Source organism: Clostridium sartagoforme AAU1 (assembly GCF_000401215.1).
GTDB lineage: Bacteria > Bacillota > Clostridia > Clostridiales > Clostridiaceae > Clostridium > Clostridium sartagoforme.
The window spans coordinates 1-14,197 of sequence record NZ_ASRV01000043.1; the positions used below are offsets into that span (position 1 = coordinate 1).

The window sequence follows — 14,197 nt, forward strand, 5'->3', positions numbered from 1 at the left end:
AAAACAATTGTAAATTAGAGTCCATGTTATTATTATAAATAAAGCTCATGGATAATATTCTCTCCATGAGCTTTATTTGTGATTTATAGGAAATTTATTAATGATTAGTGTAAATCAAATCATCTACCATATAATTTAGTTAAAGAATAAATTTCTTTTGCTAATTTTTCACTAAAGTCTTTTTTAGATGCTCTCCACACCCAGTTTCCTCCTAATGTTGAAGGCATATTCATTCTAGCATTATTACCTAGTCCTAATAAATCTTGCATTGTAGTTACTGCTAAATAAGCTGGACTTCCCCAGACACCTCTTATTAATCCTTTTGCTATTCCTTCTTCATATGTCAAGTTCAAGTACTTTTTAGCTTTTTCAATTTCATTTTTGCTTCCAGTAACATTATACCATCCGCAAATAGTATCATTATCATGTGTACCAGTATATGCTACACAATTAATTGGATAATTATGTGGTAAATCTCTACTATCCCCATCACCAAATCCAAACTGTAATATTTTCATTCCTGGGAATCCTGTAGTATCTCTAAGATCTATTACTCCTTGTGTCATCATTCCTAAATCTTCTGCTATTATATCTACTTCGCCAAGACTATTTTTTATAGCATCAAATAATTTTATTCCAGGTCCCTTAGTCCATTGACCAAACTCAGCTGTCTTATTTCCATATGGTATTTCCCAATATGCCTCAAAGCCTCTAAAATGATCTATTCTTACTACATCATATAATTTAAAACTCTCTCTAACTCTATCAATCCACCAGCTATAACCATCTCTATCTAAGTTATCCCAGTTATATATAGGATTTCCCCAAAGCTGTCCAGTAGCTGAAAAGGTATCTGGAGGGCATCCAGCCACTGTTATTGGTAACATATTTTCATCAACATTAAAGTATTGTGGATTACTCCAAATATCTGCACTATCTTCTGCTACATAAATGGGAATATCACCTATTATTTTAATTCCGTTATCATTAGTATATTTCTTTAAACTATACCATTGTTTAAAGAATATATATTGAATAAATATCCAATAATTAATTTCATCTTTCAATAATACTTTATAAGAATCTATGGCTTCCTTTTTTCTAAGTCTTATATTATCATCCCAATTTTGCCAACTAACTAAGTTAAAGTGATTCTTAACTGCCATATATAAAGCATAATCCTCTAACCAGAACTTATTTTCTTCTACAAATTCATTTATTTCTTCATTATATTTATTTTTTGAATTTTCATATGCAATTCTTAACACTTTATTTTTATTTATAAATAACTTTGCATAATCAATACAATTTTCATTTATTCCATAATCTAAAGTTGAATAATCCTCTTTTTTTAATAAATTATCTTTTTCTAATAATTCAAAATCTATAAAATAAGGATTACCAGCAAATGCTGAAAAACATTGATATGGAGAATCTCCATAACTAGTTTGCCCTAGAGGGAGTATTTGCCAATACTTTTGTCCACTCTTTTTTAAAAAATCTACAAAGGCAAACGCTTCCATTCCAAATGTACCTATTCCATACTTTCCAGGTAGTGATGAAATATGCATTAATATCCCGCTACTTCTTTCCATAAATTTTACCTCATTTCTAATAAAACCTATTCTATTTTGTATTTGTGAAGGCATTTAATAAAACTAATCATAAAAGTTTTTGCTTTAAATATTGAGGGTATAAAATAATCAATTTTAATCTATATAATTTATCTTAATCTACTTATAATAACAATAGATTATGTTATTATAAGTAGATTAATTTTTTAATTTTCTATCTTAAAATTAGTTGATTCTCTATGAATAAGCTCTGTATTTAGTATTACATGCTTATTATCAGTTTTATCCGCTATTAAATCTAATAATAAATCAACGCTTATCTTAGCCATTTCTAACTTAGGTTGTATTACTGTTGTTATGGTAGGATTATAAAACTCACTAATATCCATACCATCAAATCCTATTACAGCAACATCTTTACCTACTTCTCGACCATTATCTTTTATTGCTTTGGCACATCCGACAGCCATTATATCTGATATAGCAAATATAGCTGTAATATCTTTATTATTTGTTAAAAGATTATTAGTTTCTTCATATGCACCTCTATAATCATAATTACCTAGAATTTTATAATTACTATTAAATTCTATATTATTTTCTCTTAGTGCTTTTAAATATCCAGCTTCTCTTAGATATCCAATTCCAAAGTCATTTTCATCTCCTAATAATATAGCTATATTTTTATGTCCACATTCAATTAGATATTTTGTTGCAAGATAAGCTGATTTTTCATTATCTATAGATACTGAGGAAAAATTTGAAAACTCTTTTCCATATTTATGATTTATAGAAGTTAATACAACTGGTACTTGTATATCATTAAAATCATCATTTCTTGCTTCTGTAAAGTTTCCTCCTAAGCAAATTACACCTTGTAATCTTTTTTCTTTTATCATTGAAATCAGATTATTCATCTCATCATCACTTAAATAATCGTGATGCTCTAGTATCATAGAATATCCAGCCTTAGAAATTCTTTTACTTATAGAATCTAACATTTCTGAGAAAAAAGGATTAAATACCCCTTTTATAAGAACCCCAATATTATTTGTATTATTTTTTTTAAGATTTCTAGCACTGTTATTAGGTATATAGTTGTTTTCCCTTATTATTTCTAATACCCGTTCTCTTGTTTGCTCTTTAACATCCGGATGATTATTAATTACCCTTGAAACAGTGCTTACTCCTACCCCCGCAATTCTTGCAATATCTCTTATGTTTATCATAACTCCCTCCAAATTTCGACAATTTATTCGGTATCGTTTCCATTAATTGCTATTTATTTACAGTACAGGATTAAGATAATGATGAATTACTCTTTTACTGATCCTGAAACTAAACCTGATGCTATATACTTTTGTAGAAGCATGAATATTATCACTATTGGTGAAGCTGCCATTACTGCTGCTGATGAATACATAGTCCAGTTTGCAGAGAATTGGTCTTTAATAAACTTTTGTAATCCAGTTACTATAGTTTGAACCTCTGCATTTTTTAATATTGCTGAAGTAAACATAAATTCACTATAAGCTCCTATAAATGCAAATAGGAATATAACTATTAACATATTTCTTAGTAAAGGTAATATTATTACCGAAAATACCTTCCAAGTTGATGCTCCGTCTATATAAGCTGCTTCAACTAATTCATCTGGTATTCCATCTACTGCTCCCTTTAAAAGCCATATATTGTATGCACTACCACCAGCTAGTATTAATATTAATACTAATGGCTTATTAGTTAAATTATATGTGAAAACTATTCCCATTATTGCTGGTAACGCCATAGCTGCTGGGAACATTTGAAGAATTAATAAGCTCATAAGCCCATTTTTTCTTCCCCAAAATCTTAATTTTGAAAAAGCAAATGCCGCTGGAACTGATAAAACTAATTGTACTAATGCTACTGCTGTACACAAAATTAGTGAATTTTTTAACCATAATAAGAAATTTGTTTTTTCAAATACTCTTCTGTAATTTTCTAAAGTCCATTCTGATGGAAAGAAGGTTGTTTGTGTAAATGCACTTCCTTTTGCCATTGATGCAGAAATTACAGCCACTATAGGAAATAATGTTATTGCTATCATTATCCAAATAAAAATTCTACCAAACCAAGCCGCTCTAATTTCATCAGATCTTAATTTCTTTTTATATACTACTTTATCTTTTTTTCTTACTAAACTCTTTAAATTTACCTCTGTTTGCATATTAATCAACCTCCTCAAACTGACCTGATGCTCTCATTTGAACAAATGAAATTGATGCAATTATTATGAATATTATTATACTAAGTGCTGATGCAATCTCAAATCTTCCAAATTGCATTGAAAGTTTATAGTTTACTGATGCTAATATATCTGTGTATCCAGCAAATTGAGTATTTAATCTTGGAGGATTACCGCCTGTTATTAAGAAGGCTGATCCAAAGTTGTTAAAATTAAATGCAAAGGATGATATTACTAGTGGGTAAGCAGTTTTAGTTATTGCTGGTAATGTAATATGTGTGAATTGTTTCCACTTTGTTGCACCATCTACTTCTGCTGCTTCATAATAAACTTCTGGTATTGCTGACAATGAACCTAAACAAACATTCATCATATATGGAAATCCAAGCCATATATTAACCATTATTATACTTACTCTTGCTAAGTTAGGATCTGTTAACCATTTTATTGGCTCTTGTATTATATGCAATTGCATTAATAAATTGTTTATTTGACCATAACTACCATTAAATAACCCCTGGAATGATAAAATTGCAACTGATGCTGGTAGTGCCCAAGGTAATATTAATACACCTTTATAAAATCCTCTTTCTCTTATATTAGGATTATTTAATACTAATGCTATAATTAATCCTAAAAAGAAACATCCAAGTGTTGATATTATTGCAAAAATTAATGTCCATGCAAATACAGGTAAAAATGTTTCCTTAAAAGGTCCTGTTAAAACCTCTATAAAATTTGAAAAACCTACGAAATTAATTTCACCTTTTGAATACTGAGTATAATCAGTAAAAGCATAGTATACTGTTGAAAGTACTGGAAGCAATGTGAATATAAATATTGAAATAAGTGCTGGTGCTAAGAAATAGTAAGCTTTACGACTTTTACTCTTCATTCCCATTTACAATCCTCCTTTATTTTATATAGAGATAGGCATTACACCTATCTCTATTTAGCTACATATATTATTTTATTTGTTTAATACCTTCTTTTACTTGATTAACTATATTTTCTCCAGCTGTTTTAGCATCTATTTGACCTGAAGTTAATAACTTTAAGTTATTAGCTGCTGGTTCCCACATAGCTTGAACTTCTACTATATTAGGCATTGGCATAGCAACTTTTGCTTGTTCCATAAATGCTTTAGTATATTCATCATCTACTACATAATCTTTAGATACTGGAATTCTGCTACCAGTTTTATAAACTATATCTTGTCCTTTATTAACAAACTCCTCCATAAGTTTCCATGCAAGATCTTTGTTCTTTGAATTTTCATTAACAAAAGAAGTTTGAACTCCTAAGAATGTTTGTGGAGCTTTTCCATTTAAAGTTGGCATTGGAACTACTCCAAAGTTTAATCCAGCTTCTTTAGCACCTGAAACATCCCATGGACCTGAGAAATAGAATGCAGATTTACCTGATGTAAAATCACCCTTAGCTATATCTCCAGTTATATCTGCTGCCATTAATTTATCTTTGTTAACTAAATCTGAAATAAATTGAAGTCCTGCTACTGCACCTTCATTTCCAAGACCTATATCTGATGGATCTAAAGTACCATTATTGTTTTTATAAACATATCCACCACCTGCTGATAAGAATGCATATGAGAAGAAGAAATCATTTATATTATACTCAAATCCAACTTCTTTTGCCATTGCAACTAAATCTTCCATTGTCTTTGGAACTTCTTTAACTTTGTCTTTATTATAGAACATTCCTGTTGTTTCTTGAGCAAATGGAACTGCATAAACCTTTCCACCTATAGTTACTGCATCTACTATACCTTGAGATGTATATTTATCAGCTGAAACCATTCCTGATGGTACTTCTGCTGTTATTCCTGCTTTTTGGAACGTTCCTAAATTATCATGTGGAGCTCCTAATATAAGATCTGGACCATTATCACTTTGACAAGCTTGAATCATTTCTTGGAACTTTCCTTGGTCTTCAACAACACTTACTTCAACATTATTTTCTTCGCCCCAAGCTTTAGCTACTTTTTCAAATTCTTTAACTTCGTTAGTAGTAAAGTGTGACCAAACTGTTAAAGTTTTCTTTTCTGTATTGGCAGTACCGCCTTTTTCATCTTTTCCACCACAACCAACTAAAGAAGTTGTAGCAATTATACCAGCAATTAAAACTGCTAATAGTTTTGAACGTTTTACCATAATAAATTCCTCCCAAAATCTAATTTTAGATCTTTATATTTATAAACCATATTAGGTTTATTAACTAAATTTATAATATTTTTTTATTTGTGATATTGTTTACAGGTAACCTTACCGGTACCGTTTCCAACAAACTTTATAATTTATTTTTATATCCTGATTCTTTCCACAATAAAAATAAAATTTTAAACTCTACTGCTTCATTAAAATTGGATATATCATAGTTTACTATTTTTTTATTTTATCTATTCTATAGAATAATGTATTTCTATGAATATATAACTTATCTGCTGACTCACTTATTTTTAAACCTTCACTAAAGAAAATTTCTATTGTTTTTATAAGATCCTCATCTAACTTAGAAAAATATCATTAAATTCTTTATATACTCTAGTTATTTCTTTTTCATCTACATTCTCTATCATTTTTCTACTAATAAAGAATTTTCAGTATATATCTTTGATTGCAAATTATATTTTAAACATATTTCTAAATTATCTTTAAGATATTCAAATTTTTCTTTAAGTTCACTATATTCATCAATTTTACAATAACTTATATAACACTTTTCTGTTATACTTTTTTTGATTGCTAAAAAAGTTCTTTAATACTATCATCACTTATATCATTTTTACTTATAATAACAATGTATTCATCTTGAACAACTATAATACTATCGTCACCTAAATATTTTCTCTCTATTAACTTTAAAGCTTTAGAATGCTTGTCTTTTAAATGAATAAGTATTAATTTAAACGGCTTGTCCTTTATAACCTCTTTTAGAATATCATTAGAAAATTCTTTCCCTTTTATTATGTCTAATATTATTTCTTCTTTAGATTTTACTGCATTACTTAATTCTTGCTCTAAACAATATTTTAATAAACTCATACAGTTACTATAATTTTCATAGGTTTCTAGTAACAGTTCTTCTGTTGGTATTCTTAAAATACTGCTTACAATTTTAGAATTTTTCCCTTGAAGAAAGTCAGCTATTACAGATCCATCTTTTTCGCTTATTTTGAAGGGAATTTGAATTTCTTCACTTATTTTTTGAAAAGAGTTTTTTAACCCATACATAAGCTTCCCCCATAATTTAATTTTTCTGAATATTTATGAAGCAGGTAACGTTTCCAGAAAAATAAGAAATTTTGTTTTTATAGTATTTAACTTTACCTTGTAACTAGATTATACTCGTGCAATCGTTTTTATTCAATAGTATTTTAATACAATTAGCTATTTATTTTTTTGTGTTATCTCACAAAAAACAACTTGAACCCCTTGTATTTAGCCATACTTATCAACTAAAAAGCTTTTTTTAATTTAAGCTTTTTAGTTGATTTATTATTTCATTTTTTTCATAGCTCTCTTCATATCATTTACGATACCTGAAATATTTCTTTTTGCATCTTCTCCCATATTTTCTACATGTTCCATTATCTCAGATATTTCATCTGCTATTTCTTCAGTTAATCTACCTGATTTAACATGTCTATATAGCTTTTTCATTTTTCTTTGAATTTTATCATCCTCCATAAAATACACCTCCTTATAGCGTAATCTATATTTTTATTTTTTCACTTTTTTATGAATTTATACTTATATATTAGATAGTGTAGAACTAAAATTTTAATAATTCTTTATATAAACAATATTAAATTAAAAAAAGCTTGCTGAAAACTTCTATTCTTCAACAAGCTTTTTTTATGAATTTTTCTTTGTTACTATATTGTTTATTATTTTAATAGCTATATACCCACATATAATTCCAAATATCATTCCACCAACTATATCTGATGGATAATGTACCCATAAGTATAATCTTGAAAATGCCACAAGAAAAGCTAAAAAGTAAAATAAATACTTATATTCTTTTATATAATACCCAAGTACCATAGCTGCTGCAAATGAAGATGCAGTATGCCCAGAAGGAAAAGAATAGGATGATGGAGCTTTAATTATAAGCTCTATATCATTTATGGAATTAAACACTCTTGGTCTTTGTATTATATTCTTTATTATACCTTCTCCAATGATACTTGTTAATAATAGAGCAACTATCATTGTTATTCCTATTCTTTTATATTTTTTACTTACTAGTAATATTACTGATATTATAATCCAGATTAATCCTCTATCTCCTAGCTTAGTTATTAATACCATTATACTGTCCATAAAAGAGCTAGAAAAATATGTTCTAATAATTTCTAAAATTCTTAAATCTATAAAATTTATATACTCCCACATAATTCCCCCAGTAAAATATGTATTTATTACTTTCCATAAATAATGCTTTGTTGATTTTCATCCAATGCACTTGAATTTTCTTGAGTTAACTTACTTGAGTTTTCTTCTATAATTTCACTTCTATAATTTTTAATTAATGCTATATCCTGTACTTCATCATTATAATTATATATTTTATATTGATTATTATATTCTTCTGAATTTTTACTTATTCCTTGATTATATATCTTTTTTATTGCTTCGACAACTCTATTGTTTCCTTTAAATCCATTTATATCATATCCTTCAACATAGCTCCATATTGCAATTTGTGTTGCAAAATATGCTTCCTCTTCTGAAGATAACCCTATTTCTCCATAACTTTTATTAGGATAACCTTCAGATATTATCCCAGCTAATCCATCAGTGGCATAGCCTATACCTTTAAAGATCTCTCCACTTGGATATAATTTTTCAATTTCTAAACAATAACCTATTTCTTCAGTTTCCAATGCTCTTATCATTTTTGCTTTAATAATAAAATTTTCATATTCTATTTCTCCAACATAATAATCTCCTGTTGATATTTTTACTTCATCTCCTAATTGCATTGCAAAGTAATTAGAGCTAAAATTTAATATTAATAAAACTAATATAAAAACAATAGCTATACTTTTTCTTTTAAATTTCATTTTATCACTCCTACTTAATTGACTTTATACTATTTTTATCAAATTAAGTTTAAATAATACTAGATGTGATAAATATTATTCATAATAAAACAAGGTAAGATATCGTAACATCCTACCTTGTTTTATCTTTAATAATTATAGTTTCATTAAAAATGCTCACCATTTTCATAGTATCTATTTTCTTCTAACTTAAAAAAGATAACATCTACATTAGAATATCCTATTGAGTTAACATAATTGGTGATTATCTTTGCCGCTTTATCTTGAATTTCTTGTCCTCTATCAAACCAAGAAATTTCAACTATTGCTTCACCATCAACAAATTTACCATCTCTTACATATAAAGATTGATCAACTGTTAAATTAAAATACTCTCTTGGGCATTTGATTAATTCCTGAAGATCGTCTACTAGATTCTTACTTATATCACAAACTTTTTTAGCTTCTACTGCTTTAAATCTAATGATTGGCATTATAGGACACTCTCCATTTCTATACTTTTTAACAAAATTATATCATATTAGTAGTATTTATAAAATCCTTATGCATAACTTTTAATTTTACTTACATATACATATATTTAAACTTCTTTACTTATTATATATATATCTATTTTGTATAGTTTTATCTATAAAAAAATATAGAGGTAGTCTAAATTATTTCATTTAGCTACCTCTATTGTTTATTTTATATGCATATTTATTCACTTGCTATTGTTTATTTTATACACATATTTATTTACTTACTATTGATTGCTTTATTCATTTCTATAAGCTCTATAGCTAAGTCTTTTATAGTTTCTGCACTGATCAATTGATCTTCAGCATGCATTATTATCAAAGAAAACTCAAGCTTTTCACCATTAGCTTCCTTATGAATCAATCCAGAATGTGCATGATGCCCTTCTAATAAAAATCCTTTAGCTTCTTCTATTTTTTTGTTTGCTTCATCATAATCATTATTTCTAGCATCTCTTATTGCTTCTATTGCCAAAGATTTAGCCATACCTACGTTGCTTATAATTTCAAAAGCAACTAATTCTAGTTCATTCATAATTATTCTCCTATCTATCTTATTTATTACATAGTTTCTGTATCTGCATTTAATCCTTCTTCTTGTGATTTTGCTGCTGCCTTATTAGATGCTATAACGAAAGGAGCATAAATTAATACACTGACTGCTAAACAAACAAATCCTACTACAAGGCCCATCCATACTCCACCAGTTCCTATAAACGGAATAAGTGGTCCTGGAGTAGTCCAAACAGCTCCATAAGCTATTGGTGGAATAATCTTAAGCATTATTGCACCATATCCTATAAGAACATTTACTATAGGTACTATTAAAAAAGGTATTATATATATTGGATTTAGAACTATTGGTAAACCGAATATTACTGATTCATTAATATTGAATAATCCAGGTCCTATAGATAGTTTAGCAATATCTCTTTGATCCTTTGCTTTAGAGAATATGAATATTGCTATAAGTAATCCTAATGTCATACCTGAACCACCATAGTTAGCAAAAGCATCAGTTAAAACCCAAGTTGTTGGGTATGGTGCACCCCATGCTGTTCCATTTGCTTGTGCAAATGCTAGGTTAGCTGCATTTGGTTCTGCAAACATAGTTTCTCTTACTGCTGCAATAGTATTAGGTCCATGTATACCCATTATCCATAATAAATTTGATACTAAAACCATAATTACTACTGAGAAAATATTATCTCCAAGTTTAGTTAATGGTGCTTGTAATGCATTATAAATCATAGTGTGAATTCCACCACCATTTGTAACTTTACTTAATATAAAGTTAAGAACTGAGAAACCAACTGTTACTATCATTATTGGTAATAATATTTTAAATGTTCTAGAAACTGCTGGAGGCACTTGTTCTGGCATCTTAATTTCAAGTTTAGGAGATTTAGAAAGTCTTGATAAAAATTCACCTACTAATAATCCAACTATTATTGCAACAAATAGACCTTGAGGTCCCATATATTGAGTTGTAAGGTTTCCATCAACTGCTGATGGGTACATTATAAAGAATACTGACACTGAAGTAAGTCCAGTTAATAAGTCATCTGCACCTAAAGCTCTCGCAAGATTCCTTGCTATTAAAAATGCTATAAAAATTGCTAAAATGTTTAAAGATCCATTTAATACTGGTGCAAATATAGCTTGATAGTCTGCTAAATTAGGTATTAAATCTCCTAAATGAATAAGTTTAGCTACAAATCCATCTGGATGAAGTAAAACATTGTTTATTAATACCATTAACGCCCCTGCCATTGTAATTGGGAAGGTTAAGATAAATGCATCCCTAATAGCAACAATATGTCTTTGTGCATTTAACTTTGTTGCAATTGGAACAAGTATTCTTTCCATGCTACTTTCTAATTTTGTCATAAAGCTCATTGTTTTTCCCCCTCATATTTTTTATTTATTAAACCTCTTGTTAAATTCCAAGAGTTTTTAATACACCTTCTAAGATAACTTTACCATTCATGGTTCCATATAACCTCATATCTATAACTTGTACCGGTATTCTTCCATTAACTAAAGCATCTACTTGTGGTTTTTGGAATCTTACTTGTGGTCCAAGTAGTACTATATCTGCTTTATCTATAACACTTGAACATTCTGAAACTGGAAGTGCATCAATATTAATTTCTATTCCTTTTTCCTTTGCTGCTGCTTTCATCTTGTTTACTAATAGGCTTGTTGACATACCTGCTGCACAAACTAATAAAATATTTTTCATAATAATTCCTCCTAAAATTTATTTTTAATTATATTTAAAGCTCTTCTCCATTAGTAGCTATCACATTTTTATACCAATAAAAACTTTTCTTTTTAATACGTTTTAAATCCTTTTCATCTTTCTCATTTCTATCTATATAAACAAATCCATACCTCTTTTGATATCCATTAAGCCAGCTTAGTAAATCTGTAAATGACCATGTACAATATCCTAATAACTCTACCCCATCAGTTATAGCTTCTTTGCAAGCTATTACATGATTTCTTATAAAATTTATTCTATAATCATCATTTATACTTCCATCTTCTTCGATTTTATCAAATTCACCAAGACCATTTTCCGTTACTAATATAGGAAGCCTGTATCTACTATTAATTCTTCTTATGCCTATTCTTAATCCTGTAGGATCTATCTCCCAATCCCAGTTAGTTCTATCTAAATTTGGATTCTTTATTGTCTTAAAGCTACCTGGAATTCCATAATCTTTAGATGTTCCTTTTTTTCCTGATGTATTTATTTCTTCAAAATTACTTATACCATCTATTGAATTTGCTTCAACAGTTTCGCTTCTATAGTAATTTATACCTATAAAGTCAGGTTTTCCCCTTTCTAAAAGTTCTAAGTCTCCATCTTCAATTTCCGGAGCTATTCCTTCCTTTTCATATCTACTTAGTGCAAATGCTGGATAGTTTCCAAAACAATATACATCTAACCACCAATGACAATTCATATCTTCCGCATTTTCCCTTGCTAAAACATCTTCTGGCTTGCATGTATAAGCATAATTAGGTGTGAAAGCAAAACTTGGACCAATCATACCATTTGATACATATTGTCTAAATGACTCTATTGCTTTTGCGTTTGCTAAGCTTGCTATATGATTTGCCTTAAGCATTCTTCTATCATCTTGTACCTTTGGTGGATGTATTCCTATCTTATAGCCTAAAAGTATAAATACATTTTGTTCATTTAATGTAACCCAATATTTAACTCTATCTCCGTATCTTTTATAAAGAGTTATACAATAATTATTAAAATCATCTATTATTTCTCTAGATTCCCAGCCTCCATATAAATCCTGAAGATACTGTGGTAAATCCCAATGATATATCGTTATTATAGGCTTTATATTATTAGCAATAAGTTCATCTATAAGGTTATCATAAAATTCTAATCCTTTTTCATTTATGTCTCCTCTTCCATTTGGATAGATTCTACTCCACGCTATTGAAAATCTATACGCTTTCAATCCTAACTCTTTCATTAAAGCTATATCTTCTTTATATCTTCTATAATGGTCTACTGCTACTTTACCATTTGTTCCTTCATAGGTTGTTCCAGGTAATTCACTGAATGTATCCCATATACTTAAGCCTTTTCCATCAATATTATAAGCTCCTTCAACTTGATATGCTGCAGATGCACTTCCCCATAAAAAATCACTTTTGAATTTATCAAGTTTCTTGTGAATCAATATTACCTCCTCCCTTCCTACTTCTTGATTATATTATATCTTACAAAAATATATTTGTAATCAGTTTCACCCCTTAAAAAAACACACTTTTATCTTATATAAATTGTTCCATTTATATAACAATTTGTTTTACATTTTATGGAGCTTTAAGTTCATATCTATAAATATTTTTTCTAATCTTATTTTTCAAAATTTAATATAATATTTAAATATTGTATATTTAAAGGGCATTATGTGTTAATTACTTTAATTCTGGTTAAATAAATTGTAGTAAATTGTATAAATATAGAAATTATAAGGGATAGATGCTATTCATCTATCCCTTATAATTTCTATATAATTTTCTACCTATTGTTTCAATAATGTATAACGCTGGTATTTGTGTTGTAATATCGTTTTCTTCTGTTTTTTCTTGTTGCACATAATAACCAATATTTATATCTGATATTCTTGCTAAAGTTGAATCTTCATTATTGGTAATGCTTATTATTTTACTACCCTTTCTTTTTAACCTATTTATATGGTCTATTACAGTTGGAGTTTCTCCAGACACAGAAAATGCAATAGTAACATAATTTTCTGTACATTTAATATTTATAGGATAAAACGGATCATCTATATATATATATAGCATTTTTACCTATTGCAGAAATATATCTTGCTGCATACTTTGAAAGAATACCTGAAAATCCTATTCCAACAAATATTATTGTATTGGCATTATTTAACTCATCACAAACCATATCTATTTTTTCTCTATAATCCATGCTTTGTGCCTTTTTTAAAAAATCAATTATCATTGAGGTATTATCTGTTAATGATTTTCCTCCACCTTTTTCAATGTACATTTTGAACTTTAATTTAAATTCTGAAAATCCTTCGCAATCTAATTTCTTACAAAATCTTAGTATAGTGGTAGTTGACACATGAGCTTCATTTGCTAATTCCCTTATTCTCATATAAATTACTTTTTCACTATTTTTCATTATATAATTATAAAGGGATAGTTCTAATTCATTTAAACTTTGTATTTTATTATAACTAAACATTACTCATCTCCTTTGCTA

15 protein-coding genes and 1 pseudogene are annotated in these 14,197 nt (G+C 28.2%); all 16 read right to left on the minus strand.

Translation table 11 applies throughout. The annotated features are described in order from the left end of the window. Positions 1 to 119: 119 nt before the first annotated feature. Positions 120 to 1,595: a 4-alpha-glucanotransferase gene (gene malQ / locus A500_RS03795; protein ID WP_016206268.1), complete on the minus strand. Its 1,476-nt coding sequence runs from the start codon at positions 1,593 to 1,595 to the stop codon at positions 120 to 122. Between the two features lie 185 nt (positions 1,596 to 1,780). Continuing rightward, positions 1,781 to 2,800 (minus strand): LacI family DNA-binding transcriptional regulator, encoded by a 1,020-nt coding sequence (locus tag A500_RS03800; RefSeq protein WP_040436499.1) that lies wholly within the window; start codon positions 2,798 to 2,800, stop codon positions 1,781 to 1,783. A gap of 89 nt (positions 2,801 to 2,889) precedes the next feature. Next, the gene (locus A500_RS03805) at positions 2,890 to 3,783 is read right to left on the minus strand and encodes a sugar ABC transporter permease (RefSeq protein WP_016206270.1); all 894 of its coding nucleotides are present in this window, start codon (positions 3,781 to 3,783) and stop codon (positions 2,890 to 2,892) included. Between the two features lies 1 nt (position 3,784). Then, entirely contained in the window at positions 3,785 to 4,702 is a 918-nt protein-coding gene (locus A500_RS03810; protein WP_016206271.1) for a carbohydrate ABC transporter permease, read from the minus strand. Between the two features lie 64 nt (positions 4,703 to 4,766). Then, positions 4,767 to 5,975 carry a sugar ABC transporter substrate-binding protein gene (locus A500_RS03815; protein WP_016206272.1) on the minus strand — a complete coding sequence of 403 codons (1,209 nt, stop codon included), beginning with the start codon at positions 5,973 to 5,975 and terminating at the stop codon, positions 4,767 to 4,769. Positions 5,976 to 6,203: 228 nt separating this feature from the next. After that, positions 6,204 to 6,317 (minus strand): helix-turn-helix domain-containing protein, encoded by a 114-nt coding sequence (locus A500_RS22025; protein ID WP_083935661.1) that lies wholly within the window; start codon positions 6,315 to 6,317, stop codon positions 6,204 to 6,206. Between the two features lie 249 nt (positions 6,318 to 6,566). Next, positions 6,567 to 7,055 (minus strand): hypothetical protein, encoded by a 489-nt coding sequence (locus A500_RS03820; RefSeq protein ID WP_016206273.1) that lies wholly within the window; start codon positions 7,053 to 7,055, stop codon positions 6,567 to 6,569. A 264-nt stretch (positions 7,056 to 7,319) separates the two neighbouring features. Next, positions 7,320 to 7,511, minus strand: coding sequence for a hypothetical protein (locus A500_RS03825; RefSeq protein WP_016206274.1), 192 nt, complete (start codon positions 7,509 to 7,511; stop codon positions 7,320 to 7,322). Positions 7,512 to 7,679: 168 nt separating this feature from the next. After that, the gene (locus tag A500_RS03830) at positions 7,680 to 8,222 is read right to left on the minus strand and encodes a phosphatase PAP2 family protein (protein WP_016206275.1); all 543 of its coding nucleotides are present in this window, start codon (positions 8,220 to 8,222) and stop codon (positions 7,680 to 7,682) included. A 26-nt stretch (positions 8,223 to 8,248) separates the two neighbouring features. Next, entirely contained in the window at positions 8,249 to 8,893 is a 645-nt protein-coding gene (locus A500_RS03835; protein ID WP_016206276.1) for a thioester domain-containing protein, read from the minus strand. 146 nt (positions 8,894 to 9,039) lie between these two features. Then, positions 9,040 to 9,366, minus strand: a complete 327-nt coding sequence (locus A500_RS03840) for a DUF1904 family protein (RefSeq protein WP_016206277.1) — start codon at positions 9,364 to 9,366, stop codon at positions 9,040 to 9,042. Between the two features lie 265 nt (positions 9,367 to 9,631). Next, positions 9,632 to 9,946, minus strand: coding sequence for a PTS sugar transporter subunit IIA (locus tag A500_RS03845; RefSeq protein ID WP_016206278.1), 315 nt, complete (start codon positions 9,944 to 9,946; stop codon positions 9,632 to 9,634). A gap of 26 nt (positions 9,947 to 9,972) precedes the next feature. After that, the gene (locus A500_RS03850; RefSeq protein ID WP_016206279.1) at positions 9,973 to 11,310 is read right to left on the minus strand and encodes a PTS sugar transporter subunit IIC; all 1,338 of its coding nucleotides are present in this window, start codon (positions 11,308 to 11,310) and stop codon (positions 9,973 to 9,975) included. Between the two features lie 40 nt (positions 11,311 to 11,350). Further along, positions 11,351 to 11,656: a PTS sugar transporter subunit IIB gene (locus A500_RS03855; protein ID WP_016206280.1), complete on the minus strand. Its 306-nt coding sequence runs from the start codon at positions 11,654 to 11,656 to the stop codon at positions 11,351 to 11,353. A 34-nt stretch (positions 11,657 to 11,690) separates the two neighbouring features. Next, entirely contained in the window at positions 11,691 to 13,130 is a 1,440-nt protein-coding gene (locus tag A500_RS03860) for a glycoside hydrolase family 1 protein (RefSeq protein ID WP_016206281.1), read from the minus strand. Positions 13,131 to 13,446: 316 nt separating this feature from the next. Further along, positions 13,447 to 14,179 (minus strand): annotated as a pseudogene (locus tag A500_RS03865) (MurR/RpiR family transcriptional regulator). Positions 14,180 to 14,197 lie beyond the last annotated feature (18 nt).

Coding starts and splice junctions, on each gene's coding strand:
- malQ (WP_016206268.1), bottom strand. CDS start 1,595: ATGGAAAGAAGTAGCGGGATATTAATGCATATTTCATCACTACCTGGA.
- A500_RS03805 (WP_016206270.1), bottom strand. CDS start 3,783: ATGCAAACAGAGGTAAATTTAAAGAGTTTAGTAAGAAAAAAAGATAAA.
- A500_RS03810 (WP_016206271.1), bottom strand. CDS start 4,702: ATGGGAATGAAGAGTAAAAGTCGTAAAGCTTACTATTTCTTAGCACCA.
- A500_RS03815 (WP_016206272.1), bottom strand. CDS start 5,975: ATGGTAAAACGTTCAAAACTATTAGCAGTTTTAATTGCTGGTATAATT.
- A500_RS03820 (WP_016206273.1), bottom strand. CDS start 7,055: ATGTATGGGTTAAAAAACTCTTTTCAAAAAATAAGTGAAGAAATTCAA.
- A500_RS03825 (WP_016206274.1), bottom strand. CDS start 7,511: ATGGAGGATGATAAAATTCAAAGAAAAATGAAAAAGCTATATAGACAT.
- A500_RS03830 (WP_016206275.1), bottom strand. CDS start 8,222: ATGTGGGAGTATATAAATTTTATAGATTTAAGAATTTTAGAAATTATT.
- A500_RS03835 (WP_016206276.1), bottom strand. CDS start 8,893: ATGAAATTTAAAAGAAAAAGTATAGCTATTGTTTTTATATTAGTTTTA.
- A500_RS03840 (WP_016206277.1), bottom strand. CDS start 9,366: ATGCCAATCATTAGATTTAAAGCAGTAGAAGCTAAAAAAGTTTGTGAT.
- A500_RS03845 (WP_016206278.1), bottom strand. CDS start 9,946: ATGAATGAACTAGAATTAGTTGCTTTTGAAATTATAAGCAACGTAGGT.
- A500_RS03850 (WP_016206279.1), bottom strand. CDS start 11,310: ATGAGCTTTATGACAAAATTAGAAAGTAGCATGGAAAGAATACTTGTT.
- A500_RS03855 (WP_016206280.1), bottom strand. CDS start 11,656: ATGAAAAATATTTTATTAGTTTGTGCAGCAGGTATGTCAACAAGCCTA.